Here is a 20,344-nt window from a genome sequence, read left to right on the forward strand (position 1 = left end):
TCACGCCTCGCCGCGGCGCAGCGCCACCGGCGGCAGGAACTCGCCGCGCAGCGTCCGGTGCCACCAGGCGCCGGACTCCCGCCGCTCCTGCCACGTGGTGAAGCGGTAGAGGTAGAGGCGCGCCCGCACGTGGGTCGGCGGGGCGTCGGGGAAGGGGTTGTGGCGCAGCAGCCGCAGCGTGGCCCGGTCGCCCGTCAGCAGCCGCTCCACGAAGGGGCCGAACCACGGCTCGGCGTAGGCCGGGGAAATCCCGGCGAACCACATCATCCAGTCGAGCCGCAGGTGGTACGGGGCGTACTGGCGGGGCAGCCGCCGCAGGTCGCCGGGCTTGCCCTTGAAGCCGTACTCCTTCCACACCGTGTCCGGCCCGACCCGCTCCTCGTCGGTGCCCTCGACCACGACCTCGTAGCGCCTGCGGTTGATGCTGCCGAACGCGCCGTAGGTGTTGACCAGGTGGAAGGCGTTGAAGGACATGTTCATCCGCTGCTGCCGGGAGAGCATGTTGCGCACCGGCCACCAGCTCAGGACGGCCACGAGCGCGGTCGCGGCGAGGACGAGGACCTCGTACCAGCCCGGGGGAGGGGGCGCCGGGGCGTGCGCCGGCAGGCCGAGGAGCCGCGCGGCCGCGGCTCCGTCGACCGCGGAGAGGGCCATGACGATGGTCAGCCAGTTGAGCCAGGAGAAGTTGCCGGAGGCGACGAGCCAGAGCTGGGTGCAGATGATCACGGCGGCGGCCGTGCTCGCGACGGGCTGCGGGGTGAAGAGGGCGACCGGCACGACGAGCTGGGCGACGTGGTTGGCGGCGGTCTCCACGCGGTGCAGCGGCCTCGGCAGGCGGTGGAAGTACCAGCTCAGCGGCCCCGGCATGGGCTGGGTCTCGTGGTGGTAGTACAGGCAGGTCAGATCGCGCCAGCAGGGGTCGCCGCGCATCTTGATCAGCCCCGCGCCGAACTCGACGCGGAAGACCAGCCAGCGCATCAGCCAGAGCACGAGGACCGGCGGGTCCGTGCGGGCGTTGCCCAGGAACACCGCGAGGAAGCCGGCCTCCAGCAGCAGTGACTCCCACCCGAAGCCGTACCAGGTCTGGCCCACGTTGACGATCGACAGGTACATCGCCCACAGGGCCGCCCACATCGCCATCGCCGCCCACAGCGGCACCGCGTCCGCCGCACCCGCCGCCACCGCCGCGGCCAGGGCCGCGCCCGTCCACGCCCACGCCGCGAAGAACCGGTCCGAGTAGTGCAGGTGGAAGACGCCCGGGGCCCTGCGCAGGGGCACGTGGCGCACGAAGCGCGGCACCGGCAGCATGCCCCGCTCGCCGATCAGCGCGCGGAACTGCAGGGCCGCCGCCAGGAAGGCCACGAGGTAGACGCCGGCGAGCGCGCGCTGCAGCACCAGCCTGCTCAGCCAGTACCCGGAGACCGTGAACCACTCCATGGCGTATCCGTACCACTCCGGAGCGCGCAGTCACATCGAAGAAACGGGCAAAAGGTGTCAGAGTAGCTCTATGGTTGATCGGGGAGCGACGCCTGCCACCGCACCGGCAGGTTCCGTGCCGGACGACTGGCCCGCTCGCCCGGAGCTCACCCTCGCCCTCAACCGCATGGGCGGCTTCGACTGGGACCTCGACACCGGCGTGCTGCACATGGACGCCTCCGCCCTGGAGCTCTTCGACCTGTCCCCCGAAGAGTTCAACGGCCGCCTCTCGGGCCTGGCCGGCAAGGTGCTCCGCGCCGACGCCGCCGACCTGGACGCCCAGGTCACCCGCGCCCTGAAGGAGGGCCGCGAGACCTACAGCGCCTACTACCGCATCCGCGCCCCCGACGGCAGCCTGCACTGGACGTACACCCAGGGCCGGATCCGGCGCGACGGGGAGGGCCACCCGCACCGCATCATCGGCATCGTCCGCGACGCCGCCGAGGAGCTCGGCCACTCCATCGGCAGGCGCGACGCGAACCGGCTCTCGCACACCACCATCGTGGAGACCCTCACCGCGGCCCTCGCCCACGCGCGCACCGTCCAGGACGTCATCGACTTCTTCCGCGACGACCGGGCAGTCCAGCACCTGGGCTCCGACCTCCTCGTCCTCGGCATCGTCGAGGCCGGCCGGATCCACATGGTCGCCGAGGGGCCCGGCGAGCACTACGTCCCGGGCACCCGCTGGACACGCATCGACGACAACTTCCCCATGAGCGACGTCATCCGCACGATGGCCCCGCGCTTCATCGAGTCCCGCGACGAGTTCGCCCGCTCCTACCCCTGGCTGTGGGAGCGCATCCGGGACACCGGCATCTCCTCCGCCGCCTACCTCCCGCTGATCGCCCAGGCCCGCCCCGTCGGGGCCATCGGGCTGCTCTACCAGGAGACCCGCGGCTTCACCCAGCAGGAGCGCAACCTGCTCATCGCCCTCTCCAGCAGCCTCTCCCAGTCCATCGCCCGCGCCATGCTCTACGACCAGGAGCACGACCTCGCCGAGGGCCTGCAGCAGTCCATGCTGCCGCGCCGCATCCCCGAGGTCCCCGGCGCGCAGATCGCCGTCCGCTACCGCTCGGCCCGCATGGGCCGCGACATCGGCGGCGACTGGTACGACGTGATCCCGCTGCCCGGCGGGCGGGTCGGCGCCGTCATCGGCGACGTCCAGGGGCACGACACCCAGGCCGCCGCCGTCATGGGCCAGCTGCGCATCGTCCTGCGGGCGTACGCCACCGAGGGGCACTCCCCGGCGACCGTCATGGCCCGCGCCTCCTCCTTCCTCCACGAACTCGACACCGACCGCTTCGCCACCTGCGCCTACGCCGAGGCCGACCTGTCCACCGGCGTCGTCCAGCTGGTGCGCGCGGGCCACATCGACCCCCTGCTGCGGCACACCGACGGCACCTGCCGGCGCCTGCCCGTCTCCGGGGGGCTGCCGCTCGGCCTCTCGGCCGAGTTCGGGCGGCTCGACTACCCCGTGACCACGGTGGAGATCGACCCCGGCGAGACCCTGCTGATGTTCACCGACGGCCTCGTCGAACAGCCCGGCTCCGACCTCGACGAAGGCATGCAGCGGCTGTCCGCGATCGTCCGCGACGGCCCCTACGAGCTCGACCGGCTGGCCGACCGGCTGTGCGAGGTGATCGGCGAGCGCGTCGGCGAGGACGACATGGCCGTGCTGCTGCTGCGCCGCCAGGGCGCGGCCACCCAGGGCGGCGGCCGGCTCCAGCAGCACATCGCCCCGGCCGACCCCGAGGCCCTCTCCGCGGCCCGCCACATGATCCGCGCGGCGGTACGGGCCTGGGGCGCCCGCGAGCGGTCCGACGAGATCGAGCTGGTCGCCGACGAGCTGGTGACCAACGCCCTGCTCCACACCGACGGCGCGGCCGTGGTCACCATCCGCATCATCACCGGCCCCGAGCGGCGGGTGCGCGTCGACGTCGAGGACAAGTCCAGCACGCTGCCGCGCCGCCGGGAGCCGGGGGAGTCGGGGGTCTCGGGGCGGGGCCTGCTGCTCGTCGACCGGCTCGCCGACGTGTGGGGGGTCGAGTCCCGCGGCTCGGGGAAGTGCGTGTGGTGCGAGTTCGTGGTCCCGGGGCGGCACGACGGGGCCCGGACGGTCGCGGAGCCGCAGGAATCCGACTGATCCGTACGTCACCTGACAGAGCGTCCGATCGTTGCCCCAGTCACGCAGAATTGCGAATTACCTGCCCATCCGGGTCAACTGTGCTCTCCACCCCCCAAGATCATGAAAAGGGTTCCGAGAGCATGCGAAGACTCACCCCCTTCGTCCTCCTCGGTGCGACCGCCCTGGTCGCGCCGATGCTGATGACCGTTCAGGCGCCGCCCGCCCGTGCGTTCGGCACCGTCAACACCCTCGGCCAGCACGCCGAGCACGAGCGCATCACGCGCGCGGCCCTGGCCTGCCCGTCCGGCGCCCCCTCCGACGGCAGCTGCTTCGAGCCCCGCTCCCTCGACCAGATAGCGGGCCGCGGCGGCACCTTCGGCGCCGTCGGCGCACCCGACACCGACGAGGTCCTCAGCCCGGCCGCCCACTGCGACAACGCCGACTACCTCGCCCAGGCCGGCTACGCCCGCACCCGCGACCAGGCGACCAAGGAGCTGCTCGCCTGTGTCGCCCGCCTGCAGACCCGCTTCGCCGAGGGCGTCACCGCCGCCGGCTCCACCCTCAATGCCGACGGCACCGTCGCCGCCCGCGAGGCCGACCTCGCCAAGGACTGCACCTTCACCCTCGGCGTGCGCGGCCGCAACAAGTGCGAGGCCGTCGAGGGCTTCGGCCGCGCCCTCCACGGCGTCCAGGACTTCTACTCGCACAGCAACTGGACCGACAAGGCCGACCCCGGCCACCCCGTCGGCAAGAACAACCCGCCCGGGCTGAACCTCCCCGCGCCCTCACCGCTGTTCGCCCTCAACAGCGGGCAGCCGCCGCAGGCCTCGGCCGTCCCGGACGGCCTCACCACCGGCTGCTTCTCCCTCGTGCCCCTCGGCTGCTCCAGCCGCGTCCAGCACGGCGACCTCAACAAGGACAAAGGCCTCGTCGACGCCGTCACCGGCGCCACCGGCAGCCCCGGCACCGCGCGCGGCAGGACCGGCGGCAACTTCGACCGGGCCGTCCAGGGCGCCGTCGCCGACACCCGCCGGCAGTGGGCCGACTTCCGCACCGCCCTCGTCACCCGCTACGGCAAGGAGCGCGGCGAGCGCGCCGCGTGCGTGCTGACGCACGACGACCCGGCCCGCACCTGTTAGCGCCCCCCCGGGCAAAGCGGCCGCCGCGGAACCGGTGTGCGCGGCACGGCCCCGGCGGCCGGGGGCCGGGGCGAAGAGGCCAAGGTCACAGCAGTTGCCACTGCTGCAGGGCGCCCCGGCTCCCCTAGCCTTCCCCCCATGACGGTCCTGCCTGACGAAGGCTTCCCCCTGGCCGCCGAGTTCCCGGACCCCACCCGCGAGCAGTGGCAGCGCCTGGTGGAGGGTGTACTGCGCAAAGCGGGCGCGGCTGACGCATCGGGCCCGGCTGCCGAGGCGGCACTCGCCACCGAACTCCAGGACGGGCTCGCAACCGGCCCGCTCTACACCGCCGACGACGCCCCCGCCGCGCCCGGCTACCCGGGTTTCCCCCCGTTCGTCCGCGGCGGACGGGCCGAAGGGACGGCCGCGACCGGCTGGGACGTGCGCCAGCGCCACGCCCACCCGGACCCGCGGCAGGCCAACGAAGCGGTGCTCGCCGACCTGGAGAACGGCGTCACCTCCCTGTGGCTGGCCGCCGGGCCCGCGGGCGTCCCCGTCGACGGCATCGCCACCGCCCTCGACGGCGTCTACCTCGACCTCGCCCCCGTCGTCCTCGACGCGGGCGCGGACTTCGAGGCCGCCGCCCGGGAACTGCTGCGCCTGTACGACGAGCGCGGCATCGCCCCCCGCGCCGCCCTCGGCAACCTCGGCGCCGACCCGCTCGGCACCCTGGCCCGCACCGGCACCGGCGCCGACCCCGGGGCGCCCCTGGCCGCCGCGGCCGCCCTCGCCGCCCTGTGCGCCGACGGCCGGCCCGGCCTGCGCGCCCTGACCGTCGACGCCCTGCCGTACCACGAGGCCGGCGGGTCCGCCGCCCAGGAGCTCGGCTGCTCGCTGGCCACCGGCGTCGCCTACCTCCGCACGCTCACCGCCGCCGGGCTGACCGCCGACCAGGCCTGCGCCCAGCTGGAGTTCCGCTACGCGGCCACCGCCGACCAGTTCCTCACCATCGCCAAACTCCGCGCCGCCCGCCGCCTGTGGGCCCGCGTCGCCGAGGTCAGCGGCGCCAGCGCCGCGGGCGCCGCCCAGCGCCAGCACGCGGTCACCTCCACGGTGATGATGACCCGCCGGGACCCGTGGGTGAACATGCTGCGCACCACCGTCGCCTGCCTCGGCGCGGGCGTGGGCGGCGCCGACGCCGTCACCGTCCTGCCCTTCGACGACGCCATCGGCCTGCCCGACGCCTTCGCCCGCCGCATCGCCCGCAACACCTCCTCGGTGCTGCTGGAGGAGTCCCACCTGGCCCGGGTCATCGACCCCGCCGGCGGCTCCTGGTACGTGGAGCGCCTCACCGACGAGCTCGCGCACGCCGCCTGGGCCTGGTTCCAGGAGCTGGAGCGCGCCGGCGGCCAGGCCGCGGCGCTGCGCTCCGGCCTGGTGGCCGAACGGCTCGCCGCGACCTGGGCCCGCCGCTCCGCCGACCTGGCGACCCGGCGCGAACCGGTCACCGGCGTCAGCGAGTTCCCGCACCTCGGCGAGCAGCCGGTGCGGCGGGAGCCCGCACCCGCGGCCCCCGGCGGCGGCCTGCCCCGGGTCCGGCGCGACGAGGCCTACGAGGCCCTGCGGGCCCGCTCCGACGCCCACCTCGCCGCGACCGGGTCCCGCCCGCGCGTCTTCCTGGCCGCGCTCGGCCCCGCCGCCGCCCACACCGGCCGGGCCACGTTCGCCGCCAACCTCTTCCAGGCCGGCGGCGTCGAGCCCGTCCACGAACCCGCCACGGTCGGCGCGGAGTCCGTCGCCGAGGCGTTCGCGCGCAGCGGCGCCGGAGTGGTGTGCCTGTGCTCCAGCGACAAGCTCTACGCCGAGCAGGCCGAAGCCGTCGCCGCCGCGCTCAAGGCCGCGGGCGCGGGCCGGATCCTGCTCGCCGGGAAGCCCGGCGGCGAGCAGCGGGAGGCGTACCTGCGGGCCGGGGTCGACGAGTTCGTCTTCGCCGGCGGTGACGCGGTCGCCGTCCTCTCCTCCGTCCTCGACTGCATCGGAGTCGCGTGATGCCCATTCCCGACTTCTCCGGAATCGAGCTGGGCCCGGCGGACGCCGGCCGGGCGGCCGACCCCGGCCACTGGCGCGCGGCCCTGAAGGAGGCCACCGGCAAGAGCGCCGAGGACCTGGTCTGGGAGACCCCCGAGGGCATCGGCGTCAAACCGCTCTACACCGCCGAGGACCTGCACGGGCTCGACTTCCTCGGCACGTACCCCGGCATCGCGCCCTACCTGCGCGGCCCGTACCCGACGATGTACGTCAACCAGCCCTGGACCATCCGGCAGTACGCCGGGTTCTCCACCGCCGAGGAGTCCAACGCCTTCTACCGGCGCAACCTGGCGGCCGGTCAGAAGGGCCTGTCCGTCGCCTTCGACCTGCCGACCCACCGCGGCTACGACAGCGACCACCCGCGCGTCACCGGCGACGTCGGGATGGCGGGCGTCGCCATCGACTCCATCTACGACATGCGCCAGCTCTTCGACGGCATCCCGCTGGACAGGATGAGCGTGTCGATGACGATGAACGGCGCCGTGCTGCCCGTCCTCGCCCTCTACATCGTCGCCGCCGAGGAGCAGGGCGTACCGCCCGAGAAGCTGGCCGGGACCATCCAGAACGACATCCTCAAGGAGTTCATGGTCCGCAACACCTACATCTATCCGCCCCGGCCCTCGATGCGGATCATCTCCGACATCTTCGCGTACACCTCGCAGAAGATGCCGCGCTACAACTCCATCTCCATCTCCGGCTACCACATCCAGGAGGCCGGGGCCACGGCCGACCTGGAGCTCGCCTACACCCTCGCCGACGGCGTGGAGTACCTGAAGGCGGGCATCGGAGCCGGCCTGGACGTCGACGCGTTCGCGCCCCGGCTCTCCTTCTTCTGGGCGATCGGCATGAACTTCTTCATGGAGATCGCCAAGCTCCGCGCCGCCCGGCTGCTGTGGGCCCGGCTCGTCAAGCGCTTCGAGCCGCAGAACGCCAAGTCGCTGTCCCTGCGCACCCACTCGCAGACCTCGGGCTGGTCGCTGACCGCGCAGGACGTCTTCAACAACGTGGCCCGCACGTGCGTGGAGGCCATGGCCGCGACCCAGGGGCACACCCAGTCGCTGCACACCAACGCCCTGGACGAAGCCCTCGCCCTGCCCACCGACTTCTCCGCCCGCATCGCCCGCAACACCCAGCTGCTGCTGCAGCAGGAGTCCGGCACCTGCCGGGTCATCGACCCGTGGGGCGGCAGCGCCTACGTCGAGCGCCTCACCCACGACCTCGCGCGGCGCGCCTGGCAGCACATCGAGGAGGTCGAGGCCGCCGGCGGCATGGCCCAGGCCATCGACGCGGGCATCCCCAAGCTGCGCGTCGAGGAGGCCGCGGCCCGCACCCAGGCCCGCATCGACTCCGGGCGGCAGCCCGTCATCGGCGTCAACAAGTACCGGGTGGACAGCGACGAGCAGATCGAGGTCCTCAAGGTCGACAACTCCTCCGTGCGCACCCAGCAGATCGAGAAGCTGCGTCGGCTGCGCGCCGAGCGCGACGAAGCGGCCTGCCGGGACGCCCTGCACGCGCTGACCCGCGCCGCGGAGGCCGGCTCCGGCCCCGGCCTGGAGGGCAACCTCCTGGCCCTCGCCGTGAACGCCGCCCGCGCCAAGGCGACCGTCGGTGAGATCTCCGACGCACTGGAGAAGGTCTACGGACGGCACGCCGGGCAGATCCGTACGATCTCCGGTGTGTACCGCGAAGAGGCCGGCCCGTCGTCCGGCGTGGAGCGCACCCGCGCCCTGGTCGAGGCGTTCGAGCAGGAGGACGGCCGCCGCCCGCGCATCCTCGTCGCCAAGATGGGCCAGGACGGCCACGACCGCGGCCAGAAGGTCATCGCCACCGCCTTCGCCGACCTCGGCTTCGACGTCGACGTCGGCCCGCTCTTCCAGACGCCCGAGGAGGTCGCCCGGCAGGCGGTGGAGGCCGACGTGCACATCGTCGGCGTCTCCTCCCTCGCGGCCGGCCACCTCACGCTCGTGCCGGCGCTGCGCGAACAGCTGGCGGAGCAGGGGCGCGAGGACATCATGATCGTCGTCGGCGGCGTCATCCCGCCGCAGGACGTCCCCACGCTGCTGGAGATGGGCGCCGCCGCGGTCTTCCCGCCCGGCACGGTCATCCCGGACGCCGCCCACGACCTGCTGAAGACCCTCGCCGGGGTCCTCGGCCACGAGCTGTGAGCAAGGGCTCCTGACGATGGCACGGACGATCGACATCGACGCCTACGTCAAGGGCGTGCTCGACGGCAAACGCGCGGTCGTCGCGCGCGCCATCACCCTGGTCGAGTCCACCCGGGCCGACCACCGGGCCCTGGCCCAGCGGATGCTGACCGAGCTGCTCCCGCACGCGGGGGCGGCCCGGCGGATCGGCATCACCGGCGTGCCGGGCGTCGGCAAGTCCACCTTCATCGACGCCTTCGGCACGATGCTCACCGGCTTCGGCCACCGGGTCGCCGTCCTCGCCGTCGACCCGTCCTCCAGCCGGACCGGCGGCAGCATCCTGGGCGACAAGACCCGTATGGAGCGCCTCGCCGTCGACCCCGCCGCCTTCGTCCGGCCCTCGCCCACGGCCGGCACCCTCGGCGGCGTGGCGCGCGCCACCCGCGAGACCATCGTCGTCATGGAGGCCGCGGGCCACGACGTCGTGCTCGTGGAGACCGTCGGCGTCGGCCAGTCCGAGACCGCCGTCGCCGACATGGTCGACAGCTTCCTCATGCTCACCCTCGCCCGCACCGGCGACCAGCTCCAGGGCATCAAGAAGGGCGTCCTCGAACTGGCCGACATCGTCGCCGTCAACAAGGCCGACGGCCCCCACGAGCGCGACGCCAAGGCCGCCGCCCGCGAACTGGCCGGGGCGCTGCGCCTGCTGCAGCCGCCGGACGCCGCCTGGAACCCGCCCGTGCTGACCTGCAGCGCCCGCGAGGGCACCGGCCTGGACGTCCTGTGGGACCGGCTGGAGCAGCACCGGCGCGTCCAGGAGAGCACCGGGGCGCTGGCCGCGCGGCGCCGCGAGCAACAGGTCGACTGGGTCTGGACGATGGTCCGCGAACAGCTCCTGAACGAGCTGCGCGACCACCCCGCGGTCCGGGCCGCCGGGCCGGGGATCGAACGGCAGGTGCGCGAGGGCACGCTGCCGGCGAGCCTGGCGGCGGAACGGCTGCTGGAGGCGTTCCGCCACAAGAATTAAAAGCCTGCCCGGCGATTGAGGGCAAAGGCGGTGCCTCGGGCTCCGGGAACCTCCCGGCTCTACGGCGCGTTTTCTCGGGACCGGCCGACCCGCGGCCGGAATCCCGGAGGAACCGCGATGAACGACCTGGTCGCCGGTGGGAACGCCGTGCTGCCCGACGGCACGCTCACGCTCCGCGTGCCCGGCCCCTTCGACCTGTCGGTCATCGTCACCGGCGAGAGCGGAAAGGTTGATGGGGACGGGGACTTCGTCTTCTACAACCAGCCGTCCGCGCCCGGAGCCCGGCTCCACGGTGACACCGTCACCGTCGACCCCCGCGGCTTGCGGCCCGGGGCCGCGCGGGTCACGGTCGTGGTCAGCCCGGCCGACCCCGGCACACGGCTCGGGGCGCTGCCCCTGCCCGTGCTGAGCGTCGCGGGGAGCGGCGGCGGGGTCCTGGCCAGGTTCGCGCCGCCGCGCCCCGGCCCGGAGACCGTGCTGATGCTCGCCGAGCTCTACCGGCGCGGCACCGGCTGGAAGATACGGGCCCTGGGCCAGGGGTACGCGGACGGACTCGCGGGCGTGGCCAGGGACTTCGGCGTGGACGTGGCGGACGAGGAAGACGGCGCGCACGCGACGCCCACGACGCCCACGACGTATGCGGCGCACGCGCCGCACGGGCCGGATGCGACGGGTAAGGCCTTCGCCGCTCTCGTGAACGCCGAGCGGTCCGCGGCCGGGGTGCCGTCCGTGACCGTGGACCACCGGCTGGTCGCGGCGGCCCGGGCGCACGCCGCGGACCTGGCCGCGCGCGGCCGCCTCGCCGCCGAGAGCCCGGACGGCACCTCGCTCCACCACCGCATAGCCGCCACCGGCTACCGCTGTCTGACCGTCGCCGAGCACCTCGTCTCCGGCCCGCGCACCCCGGCCGAGTTCGTCGCCTATTGCCTGGGCGGGAGCGAGCGGGCAGCGCCGTTCCGGGATCCGTCCGTCGCCCACGTCGGCGTGGGCCACGCGGCGGCGCCGTCGGGGGACACCTACTGGACCGCCGTGTGGGCCGCGCCCATGAGCCCCGGCGGGCTCGCCCGGCTGGCCGCGGAGGTCACCGCCCTCACCAACGCCGAGCGCGCCGCGGCCGGTCTGCGCCCGCTGGCCGCCGATCCCCGGCTGGCCGCCGCCGCGCAGGCGCACAGCGACGACATGGTCGCCCGCGACTTCTACGCCCACACCTCGCCGGAGGGGAGCGAGCCCTGGGACCGGGCGCGGGCGGCGGGGTGCCCGCATCCGGGCATCGGCGAGAACATCGCCTGCGGGCAGCGCAGCGCGGCGGAAGTCGTCCGGGGCTGGATGAACAGCCCCGGCCACCGCGCCAACATCCTCAAGCCGGACTTCGCGCACATCGGCGTCGGCTACGCCACGGGCAGCCGGGCCGGCACGTACTGGACGCAGCTGTTCGGCACGTGACGGGGACGTGACCGGGCCGACGGGGGCCCCGGGTCCGGCGGGGGCCGGGCCGGGGCCGGGCAGGGTCAGGCGAGCCCGAGCCCGCCGCCGTCCACCGGCGCGAAGTGCCGCTCCACGTCCGCGTCCGTCACGTCCTCCAGCCGGGCGGGCACCCATCGCGGCGTGCGGTCCTTGTCGACGACCTGCGCGCGGATGCCCTCCAGCAGGTCGGGGTCGGCCAGCGAGGCGCATATGACGCGGTACTCCTGCTCCAGCACCTCGGGCAGCCCCGGCAGCCGGCGGGCGCGGCGCAGCGCGCTCAGCGTGACCTTCAGCGCCGTGGGCGACTTGCCCAGGATCGCCTCCGCCGCCTTCCCGGCCTCCGCGACGCCGCTCCCGGTGAGCCGGACGAGGATCTCCTCGACGGTGCCGGCGGCGTAGCAGTGGTCGATCCAGTTCTGCTGTGCGGCCAGTTCACCGGCGGGGACCGGGGCGGCGAAGGCCCGTACGGCCTCGGCGGGTTCGGCCACGGCCAGCGCGGCGGCGAACTCCGCCAGCCGTGCCGCCGGGACGAAGTGGTCGGCGAATCCGGCGCGCACGGCGTCGCCCGGGCCCATGCGCGAGGTCGTCAGGGCGAGGTGCGTGCCCAGTTCGCCCGGGGCCCGGGAGAGCAGGTACGTGCCGCCGACGTCGGGCGCGAAGCCGATGGCCGTCTCGGGCATGGCCACCGCCGACCGCTCGGTGACGACCCGTATGCCGCCGTGCGCGGACAGGCCGACGCCGCCGCCCATCACCAGGCCGTCCATGAGGGCGACGTACGGCTTGGGGTAGGCGGCGATCCGGGCGTTGAGCCGGTACTCGTCGCGCCAGAACTCCCCGGCGCCGGCGCTGCGCCCGGCGCGGACGTCGTCGTGGACGGCCCGGACGTCGCCGCCCGCGCACAGGCCGCGCTCGCCCGCGCCGTCGAGCACCACCGTGGTCACGGCGTCGTCGTGTTCCCACGCGTCCAGGGCGGCGCGGATGCGGCGGACCATGGCGTGGGTGAGCGCGTTGATGGTGCGGGGCCGGTTGAGGGTGATGCGGCCCGCGCGCCCCTCCCTGCGCAGGAGTACGGCGTCGTCGATGGTGGTCATCGTTCCCCTTTCACTGGATGGCGGAGCGGGGCGGCCGGGCGGCGCGCGGCGGGGCGGGCTCCGTCAGGAGCGGCCGGACGCGGTGGCGGTGCCCGCCGCGTCGGTGATGCCCCGGATCGGGCAGCGCGGGCCGGTGGCGCGCAGCAGCCGCAGGTCGGCCGTCACGAGCGTCGCCCCCAGCTCCTCGGCGACGGCGACGTAGGCCGCGTCGTCCGGCGTGAGGTTGTCCTTCAGCTGCCACATCCGTCCCAGCAGGGGCTCGACGGCGACCTTCCGCAGCGTCAGCCCGGGCAGCTCCCCGGCGACTTCGGCCACCCGCTCGGCGGTCACCTGTCCCGCGAGGTACAGCCCGCGCAGGGACTGCATCACTTCCACCAGGATGTGCTCGGGGGCGGCCCACTCGGCGTCCGCCGCGAGCGCGGCGCGGGCGCCGTCGCCCCGCGGTCCGTCGTCGGCGAGCGCCAGAACGAGTGCGGAGGCGTCCACGACGATCAAGGTGACTCCCAGCGTGTGCAGGATGCGGCGGTTGCGGCTGAGGCCGCGCCGCCACCCTAACCGCGCGGGCGTGGCGGCGGAGCGGCCGGGTGTGACGCCGTCGGCTGTGACGCCGCCGGCGCCGGGCCGGTTTCGCTGCCGCGGGCTTGAACGCCCCTTCATGCGGGCGCGGGGGAGTCATGCCGGTGGGCGCCGGCGCCGCGCAGCGGTACGCGGTCGCCGTACCGGTGGACCGTCGTTCTCAGTTCACCGGCCCCGCCCAGTGGACGGTCGCGAACTCCTGGCCGAAGCCGGGGCGGACCGCGACGTCCACGCGGCCCAGTCCTCCCTGCGGCACGTCGAAGGCGAGCGTCGCCTTGCCCGACGCCTTCGGCTCCAGGGTGCCCGTGAAGGGGATGCCGACGCCGCTCGCGCTGTCGAAGATCTGCGCCGCCCGGTCGGCCTTGTCGCCGGATTCGACGGTCACCAGGATGCCCGCCGTGTCGATCGGCTCCTTGGAGCCGTTGGTGACGCTGACCGTGAACTTCACCGGCTGGTTGCCCGCCGTGTGCCCCAGGGAGGTGCCGGACGGGGTGAACCGTTCCGGCCTCGTGACCGTCACCTTCAGGCCGCGGCGGTACGCGTAGGTGTCGCCGAAGGCGGCCACCCGCGCCGAGGGGGAGGCCGTGGGGCCGCCGGACAGCGTGATCGTCTGCCCCGTGCCGGCCTTGCCGGAACCTCCGCAGGCCACGCCCGCCGTCGCCACGGCCGCAGCGGCGGCGAAGGCCACGGCCGCTCTCCCCGCGGTGGGCCGGACCGCGCCCCGGGGCCGCACGTGCGCCGCCGGGGGCGGCCGTCTCGTGCCCATGTGCACTAGCGTGCGCCGCGGGGCGGCGGTGCGCATCCGGAGGGCGGGGGAGCGGTCCGCCCGGTGGTGTCAGCCGCCCAGGACCTTCTTGACCTGGGCGGTCTGCGGGCCGGAGTCCTGCGCCGGGATCGTCCAGCGGAAGCTCTTGCCCTCACCGTCGGTGTAGGTGAGGGTGCCGCCGCGCTGGGCGTTGCTGATGTCGAAGGTGCGGGCCCTCACCTGGGAGGCGCCGGCCCGGATCGGGCCGCCCGAGTCGAAGCCCTTCAGGAAGATGTTCGCCTCGTTGTTGGCGGCCTGACCGTCGGCGGCTATCCACTGCCAGCCGCCCTTCTCGGTCGGCGTGGTCTCGGCGGCGGCCACGTCCGTCATCGGGCGTTCCTGCACCGTGACGACCGCGAACAGGCCGCGCGCGGGCTTGTCGGTCGCGGTCCTGGCCGCGTAGACGACGCTCATGGGCGTGATTTCGAGCTTGCCTCCGCCGCCCGCGCCGACGGTCTCGGTGCCCTTCCCCATCGGCAGGGGCTTGCCCGTGGGCTCGTCGGCCGCGGCGGAGGGCGACGAGCCGGCTGACTTCACGGTCTCGGCCTTCGTCTCGCTGCTGCAGGCGGCGAGGGACAGGGCGGCGGCGAGGCAGAAGGCGGTGACGGCTGTGGTGCGCATACATCCCCCGGAGGTGCGGGTTACTTGAGGTACGAACGGACCGGGGAACCGTACCCTCGGTAACAACCGCAAACGCGCCGTCTGCATCAATCGTGACCAGCTCGCTACCTTCCCGGTATTGCGGAGGGATTGCTTCGTCCTACTAAGGCGTCCCGAAAAGGGATGAGCCGGGCCCGCCGGGTCTCAGCCGAGGTTCTCGCCGGCGTGAGGACTCAGCGCCCCGGCCGCCACCAGAGCGAACAACAGCAGCCCGAGCAGGATGCGATAGATGACAAAAGGCATGAAACTCCTGGTGGAGATGAAGCGCATGAACCAGGCGATCACGGCATAGCCCACCACGAAGGCAATGGCCGTGGCGAAGATCGTCGGCCCCCAGGCGGTGTGCCCCTCACCCGCGTCCTTCAGCTCGAAGACGCCGGAGGCGAGCACTGCCGGGACGGCGAGGAGGAAGGAGTAGCGGGCCGCCGCCTCGCGGCTGTAGCCGATGAGCAGGCCGCCGCTGATCGTCGCGCCCGACCGGGACACGCCGGGCACCAGTGCCATCGCCTGGCAGAAGCCGAAGACCAGGCCGTCCCGGACCGTCAGGTCCCGCAGCTCCTTGCGCCGTTTCGCGGCCCGGTGCCGCCCGCCGCCCTCGTCGCGCGCCGCCAGCCGGTCGGCGTAGCCGAGTACCAGGCCCATCACGACGAGTGTGGTGGCGATGAGCCGCAGGTCGCGGAACGGCCCCTCGATGGCGTCCTTGAGCACCAGGCCCAGCACCCCGATGGGGATCGAGCCGACGATGACCAGCCAGCCCGTCCGGGCGTCGGGATCGCGTCGCGCCCGCCGGTCGTGCAGCGACCGGAACCAGGCGCCGACGATGCGTGCGATGTCCTTGCGGAAGTAGATGAGCACGGCGGCCTCGGTGCCGATCTGGGTGACCGCGGTGAACGCCGCGCCCGGGTCCGGCCGGTCCGCGAACGCGGCCGTCAGCCGCAGGTGGGCGCTGGAGGAGACCGGGAGGAACTCGGTCAGTCCCTGGACGAGTCCGAGGACGAAGGATTCGAACCAAGACATGTAGGCCTGTGCCATCCAAGTCGTCGCGGCCGGGCCGGCACGACGGCACCGGCCGCCCGATCATCCACAGGATGGAAGGCGCGCCGACGTCGCCCGGGTGAACGGTTCCTTAAGCCGGAGCCGCAGCGGACGACGGATGCGGACGAAGCGTCAGGCCTGCCCCGTCTCGAAGCGGGTGACCTTCCCGCCGTCGACGGTGAAGAGCCACTTGGTGCGCATCTCGCCCCACGTGTCGTTGCGGTAGCGGGCGACGAGGGCCAGGCCGTCGTCGCTCTGCGACTCGACGTCCATGTGGCCGTTGGACGTGAAGACCTCGCGGTCCGCCCACTGGGTGAGGTCCCGGTCGGTGCCGTCGTCGGCCATCGTCGCGCCGGGCGCGAGGGACTCGTGGAAGGCGGTGCGGTCGCCCGCGTTGAGGGCGCTCACCATCGTGCGTACGGCGGGTTCGGAGAGCTGTTCGACGGGGATCACGGGGCGGCTCCTTTCGGGGGTGTGTCCAGGACAGGACAGCACTCCCGCAGCGCCCGCGCGCGCCGGTCCGCCCGGATGGCGGAAGGGCCCAAGTCGCCCGCCGGCGGCCGGAAACGGAGACGTTACGAGGACCGCGACAGCCGCCGCGACAGGCCCTTCTTGCGCCACGCCACGACCACCGCCGCCAGTCCGGTCACGGCGATGAACGCCGTCGCGCCGAGGAAGGCGGGCGACGTCGGCGCCGTGGCGTGGCTGCCCGCGATCACGTAGGCGGCCGTGGCGGGCGCGCTGCCCAGGGCGGTCGCCAGCAGGAACGGGGTCCAGCGCATGCGGGAGACCGCCGCGCAGTAGTTCGCGGCGGCGAAGGGCACGCCCGGGAAGAGCCGGACCGCCATCATCGACCGGAAGGCGTGCCGGCTCAGCTGCCGGTCCGCGGCCTTCAGCCACCGGCCGCGCAGCAGCGGCCGCAGCGCGTCCTGCCCCAGCAGCCGGCCCAGCCCGAAGGAGGCGGCCGAGCCCAGCACCGTGCCCACCACCGCGGCCGCCGTCCCCATGGGGGCGCCGAAGAGCGCTCCGGCGGCGATGTTCAGGATCGGGCGCGGCACGAACGCCGCGGTGCACAGCCCGTACGCCGCGGAGAACAGCACCACAGCCGCACCGCCCGACAGCTCCGGCCAGCCCTCGGCGAGCATCCGCTCCGGGTGCATCGCGAGCACCGTGGCCGCGGCCGCGGCCAGCAGCACCACGAGCAGACCGAGGCGGAACCACGGGAACAGCCGGGCGTGCGAGCGGAGCTCGGCGGGGCCGGGGGAGGGCGGGGCGGCTTCGGGCATCGCTGGAGCCTAACCGACAGGGATATAAAGAGGTCGTCATCCCGGAAAGACGGGGCGGCGCAGGAACACTCCTTCCCCGTACGTTCACTCGAACGCCTTCCGTGCGGCCACCGCCCGTGGCCGGGGAAAACCGTTCGACGCCCCGCACACCGTGCGCGAGCATCGAGCGCATGAACCGGCCAGCATCAGGCCATCCGCGCCACAAACCGCACGTCAACATCGCCACCCTCGGCCCCGCCGGCCACGGCAAGTCGACGCTCACCGCCGCCGTCACCCACGTCCTCGGCACCCGCGCCCGGGCCCTCTCCGTCCCGCCCGCCGGCCCCGGCCGCGGCCCGGAGGAGAACGCGCCCCGCGCCACCGTCGCCTGCGTCCACGTCGCCTACGAGACCGGCACCCGTCACTACGCCCACACCGACCCGCCCGGCCGGCCCCGCTTCACCAAGAACCTGCTCGCGGGCACGGCCCGCCTCGACGGCGCCGTCCTCGTCGTCTCCGCAGTCGACGGGCCCGCGGCGCAGGCCGCCGGGCACCTGCTGCTCGCCCGCCGGGCGGGCGTGCGCCACCTCGTCGTCGCCCTCACCAAGGCGGACGAGGCCGGGCCGGAGCTCACCGACCTGGCCGAGCAGGACGTGCGCGCCCTGCTCACCGCCCACGGCTACGACGGCGAGCACACCGCCGTCGTCCGCGTCTCGGCGCTGCGCGCGCTGCAGGGCGACCCGCGCTGGACCGCCACGATCGAGGCGCTCCTCGACGCCGTCGACACCTACGTGCCGACACCCCTGCGCTACACGGACGCGCCCTTCCTGCTCTCCGTCGACCGGGTCCTCACCCTGCCCGCGCGCGGCATCGCCGTCACCGGCGTCATCGAGCGCGGCACCGTCCGGCTCCGCGACCACGTCCAGCTCCTGGGGCACGACGGCCCCTGCGACACCCACGTCACCGGGCTGGAATCCTTCGGCCGTCCGCTGCCGGACGCCCGGGCCGGAGACCGCGTCTCCCTGCTGCTGCGCGGCCTGCACCGCGAGCACGCGCACCGGGGCGACACCGTCGCGGCACCCGGCAGCGTCGTGCCGCGGCGCCGCTTCACCGCTGACGTGCGCCTGCTGCGCGCGGACGAGGGCGGCCGGCACACGCCCCTGTTCTCCGGATACCGGCCGCAGTTCCACCTGCGCACGGCCGACGTGCCCGGCACCGTGATCCTCGGCGGGCCCGGCGTCGCGCTGCCCGGCGAGACCGTCACCATGTCGGTCGTCCTCGACCGGGAAGTGCCCCTCGAAACCGGCCTCGCCGTCGTCATCCGCGAAGGAGGCCGCACGGTCGGCACCGGAACGGTCACCCCCGCCGTGCCGTGAACGCACAATAGGGGAGTGGAAGAACCGATACCCGTCACGCGGGACGTGGACTGGGGCACCGCCAAGCTGATGCCCGACGTGGACCGGCAGCGGGCCTGGCTGCTCACGGTGAACGGCGCGCCCCAGTCGTACGTCGACCTGGACGACCCCGCCCACCTCGAATTCGAGTACACCCGGCGGATCGCCCACGTCCTCGACGCCGCCGCCGAGCCGCACCGGGCCCTCGACGTGCTGCACCTCGGCGGCGGGGCGCTGACCCTGCCGCGCTACGTCGCCGCCACCCGCCCGGGCTCCCGGCAGCGCGTCGTCGAGGCCGACCGCGGCCTGCTCGCGCTGGTCGCCGAGCACCTGCCGCTGCGGCCCGGCTCGGGCGTCGAGGTGATCGCCGGTGACGCGCGCAGCGAGCTGGAGGCCTCCGCGGACGCCTCCGCCGACATGATCGTCGCCGACGTCTTCAGCGGCTCACGGGTGCCGGCCCACCTCACCTCGCTCGCCTACGCGCGCGCCGCCGCCCGGGTGCTGCGCCCGCACGGCCGCTACGCGGCCAACCTCGCCGACGGCGCGCCCTTCGCCTTCCTGCGCTCGCAGGTGGCCACTTTCCGGGCCGTCTTCGCCCACGTGTGCCTGATCGCGGAGCCGTCGATGCTGCGCGGCCGGCGCTTCGGCAACGCGGTCCTCGTCGCTTCGCACACCGAGCTCCCGGTCACCGCGCTCGCCCGCCGCGCCGCGGGGGACGCCTTCCCCGCCCGGGTCGAGCACGGCGATGCGCTGGAGCGGTTCGTGGCCGGTGCGCAGCCGGTCGACGACGCGGACGCCGTGGGCTCCCCCGAGCCGCCGGGCGGGGCGTTCAGCGTGGGCTGACGCGGACGCCGAACGCCCCGCGGGGGCCGCGGACCGGCGGGGCCGGGGATCGCCGGGTGTGCCGGGGCTGCCGGGTGCGCCGGGAGACCGCCGGGGGTCAGGAGCTCTTCAGGGGCCTGAGGGAGCTCATGATCTTCTTGATGACGTCGTCGGGGATCTCGTCGTCGGTGCCGGTGGCGCTGTAGAAGCACCACGTGGCCAGGTCGCCGTTGACGTCCTTGTACGTCACCGTCACGGACTTCGCGGCGGTGGCGCAGTGGTGCTTCTCGCTGATCCCCGTGACCGTCGCCGAGGACGAGGTGCCGGTCAGGCCGTGGTCGCTCTTGAACTCCTTGCCCTTGGAGTAGCTGAACTTCCCGGACTTCTTCTGGTCGAAGCCCCAGTAGAGCCAGTTCAGCGCCTCGTTCTCGGCGGCGTCGGCCTCGCTCTTGGCGCCCTGGGCGCCCTTGGTGCCGGCGGCGACCGGGACGGCGTCCTTCTCGCACCGGTCCTCGGCGAAGCGCGCCACTCCGGACATGTTGATGCCCCCGCCCTTGGGCGGGAAGGACTTGTCGCCGTCCTTCGTGAAGCCGAAGCTCGTCCCCGGGGGGAGGACCTTCCACTCCTGCGGCACGTCGTAGGCGACGTGCCGCTTGCTGTTGGTGACGACCTTCCAGCCGTCGATCACGGGCTTGACCTCGACGTTCGCCCGCGGGTTGTCGGCGGGCGCCTCGCTCGCGCCCTGGGACGGGGACGGCGCCGCCGACGAGGACGCCGAAGGGGCCGTCGTCGGGTTGTTGTTCGCCACGTTCTCCTTGTCGTCGTCCTTCAGGACGACGACACCGGTGATCACGGCGGCGGCCACGACGGCGATCGCCGCGGTGACCGCGATCACGGTGGTGCGCTTGCGGTTGTCCCGCGGCGGCTCCGGGGCCCCGGCCGGGGCCGGCGTGTGCCACTGCTGGCCGATGGGCGGGGTCGGGTGCTGCCCGCCCGTGGCCTGCTGCTGGTACGGATTCGGCTGCTGGGCACCCGGCTGGGCTCCCGGCTGCTGGTACGGGTTGGGTTGCGGGTAGCCCGGCTGGGCGCCGGACGGCGGCCCCGGCGGCGGCACCGGCGTCTTGTACGGATTCGAATCCTGCGGGTTCTGCTCGCCCCCGGGCGGCTGCTGTCCTGGCCACATGGCCGATAACCATAGAGGCAGAAGATGACCTCGGTGAGGCCGCCCCTTCCCGCCGTTGCTACCGACTGGTA

At 74.0% G+C, this 20,344-nt stretch carries 17 protein-coding genes; 8 read left to right on the plus strand and 9 right to left on the minus strand.

What is annotated here, in order from left to right; all coding sequences use genetic code 11:
- Positions 1-1,437, minus strand: a complete 1,437-nt coding sequence (locus NQU55_RS19965; protein WP_168091833.1) for a lipase maturation factor family protein — start codon at positions 1,435-1,437, stop codon at positions 1-3.
- Between the two features lie 70 nt (positions 1,438-1,507).
- On the opposite strand from NQU55_RS19965, the gene NQU55_RS19970 reads away from it, so the two are divergent.
- From NQU55_RS19970 to NQU55_RS19995, 6 genes are all read left to right on the plus strand, one after another.
- Positions 1,508-3,619: a SpoIIE family protein phosphatase gene (locus NQU55_RS19970; protein WP_168091834.1), complete on the plus strand. Its 2,112-nt coding sequence runs from the start codon at positions 1,508-1,510 to the stop codon at positions 3,617-3,619.
- 122 nt (positions 3,620-3,741) lie between these two features.
- Positions 3,742-4,740, plus strand: a complete 999-nt coding sequence (locus NQU55_RS19975; RefSeq protein ID WP_168091835.1) for a CinY protein — start codon at positions 3,742-3,744, stop codon at positions 4,738-4,740.
- 138 nt (positions 4,741-4,878) lie between these two features.
- Positions 4,879-6,768, plus strand: a complete 1,890-nt coding sequence (gene mutA / locus NQU55_RS19980; protein WP_168091836.1) for a methylmalonyl-CoA mutase small subunit — start codon at positions 4,879-4,881, stop codon at positions 6,766-6,768.
- The gene (gene scpA / locus NQU55_RS19985; RefSeq protein WP_256790921.1) at positions 6,768-8,972 is read left to right on the plus strand and encodes a methylmalonyl-CoA mutase; all 2,205 of its coding nucleotides are present in this window, start codon (positions 6,768-6,770) and stop codon (positions 8,970-8,972) included. Before mutA ends, scpA begins: the two co-directional genes overlap by 1 nt.
- Before the next feature lie 16 nt (positions 8,973-8,988).
- Positions 8,989-9,978: a methylmalonyl Co-A mutase-associated GTPase MeaB gene (meaB, locus tag NQU55_RS19990; protein ID WP_168095500.1), complete on the plus strand. Its 990-nt coding sequence runs from the start codon at positions 8,989-8,991 to the stop codon at positions 9,976-9,978.
- Positions 9,979-10,095: 117 nt separating this feature from the next.
- The gene (locus tag NQU55_RS19995) at positions 10,096-11,421 is read left to right on the plus strand and encodes a CAP domain-containing protein (RefSeq protein WP_168095499.1); all 1,326 of its coding nucleotides are present in this window, start codon (positions 10,096-10,098) and stop codon (positions 11,419-11,421) included.
- Positions 11,422-11,486: 65 nt separating this feature from the next.
- On the opposite strand, the gene NQU55_RS20000 is transcribed toward NQU55_RS19995, so the two are convergent.
- The 7 genes from NQU55_RS20000 to NQU55_RS20030 all read right to left on the minus strand — a co-directional run bounded on the left by NQU55_RS20000 (position 11,487) and on the right by NQU55_RS20030 (position 16,895).
- Positions 11,487-12,533 carry an enoyl-CoA hydratase/isomerase family protein gene (locus NQU55_RS20000; RefSeq protein ID WP_168095498.1) on the minus strand — a complete coding sequence of 349 codons (1,047 nt, stop codon included), beginning with the start codon at positions 12,531-12,533 and terminating at the stop codon, positions 11,487-11,489.
- A gap of 63 nt (positions 12,534-12,596) precedes the next feature.
- Positions 12,597-13,019: a type II toxin-antitoxin system VapC family toxin gene (locus NQU55_RS20005; protein WP_206329923.1), complete on the minus strand. Its 423-nt coding sequence runs from the start codon at positions 13,017-13,019 to the stop codon at positions 12,597-12,599.
- Positions 13,020-13,269: 250 nt separating this feature from the next.
- The gene (locus tag NQU55_RS20010; protein WP_168095496.1) at positions 13,270-13,875 is read right to left on the minus strand and encodes a DUF4352 domain-containing protein; all 606 of its coding nucleotides are present in this window, start codon (positions 13,873-13,875) and stop codon (positions 13,270-13,272) included.
- Between the two features lie 69 nt (positions 13,876-13,944).
- Positions 13,945-14,535 (minus strand): hypothetical protein, encoded by a 591-nt coding sequence (locus tag NQU55_RS20015; RefSeq protein WP_168095495.1) that lies wholly within the window; start codon positions 14,533-14,535, stop codon positions 13,945-13,947.
- A 183-nt stretch (positions 14,536-14,718) separates the two neighbouring features.
- The gene (locus NQU55_RS20020; RefSeq protein ID WP_256790922.1) at positions 14,719-15,591 is read right to left on the minus strand and encodes an undecaprenyl-diphosphate phosphatase; all 873 of its coding nucleotides are present in this window, start codon (positions 15,589-15,591) and stop codon (positions 14,719-14,721) included.
- Between the two features lie 150 nt (positions 15,592-15,741).
- The gene (locus tag NQU55_RS20025) at positions 15,742-16,062 is read right to left on the minus strand and encodes a nuclear transport factor 2 family protein (protein ID WP_168096103.1); all 321 of its coding nucleotides are present in this window, start codon (positions 16,060-16,062) and stop codon (positions 15,742-15,744) included.
- Between the two features lie 122 nt (positions 16,063-16,184).
- Positions 16,185-16,895 (minus strand): TVP38/TMEM64 family protein, encoded by a 711-nt coding sequence (locus tag NQU55_RS20030; RefSeq protein ID WP_168096102.1) that lies wholly within the window; start codon positions 16,893-16,895, stop codon positions 16,185-16,187.
- Positions 16,896-17,065: 170 nt separating this feature from the next.
- Here NQU55_RS20030 and NQU55_RS20035 point away from each other — a divergent pair, with 170 nt between their 5' ends.
- Entirely contained in the window at positions 17,066-18,250 is a 1,185-nt protein-coding gene (locus NQU55_RS20035) for a GTP-binding protein (RefSeq protein WP_168096101.1), read from the plus strand.
- A gap of 15 nt (positions 18,251-18,265) precedes the next feature.
- A complete protein-coding gene (locus NQU55_RS20040; protein ID WP_168096100.1) occupies positions 18,266-19,111 on the plus strand; it encodes a spermidine synthase in 846 nt (281 codons plus the stop codon).
- Positions 19,112-19,208: 97 nt separating this feature from the next.
- Here NQU55_RS20040 and NQU55_RS20045 read toward each other — a convergent pair whose 3' ends face one another.
- A complete protein-coding gene (locus NQU55_RS20045) occupies positions 19,209-20,273 on the minus strand; it encodes a DUF8017 domain-containing protein (protein WP_256790923.1) in 1,065 nt (354 codons plus the stop codon).
- Between the last annotated feature and the right edge of the window lie 71 nt (positions 20,274-20,344).

The sequence above is a fragment of the Streptomyces telluris genome (assembly GCF_024519335.1).
Lineage (GTDB): Bacteria > Actinomycetota > Actinomycetes > Streptomycetales > Streptomycetaceae > Streptomyces > Streptomyces telluris.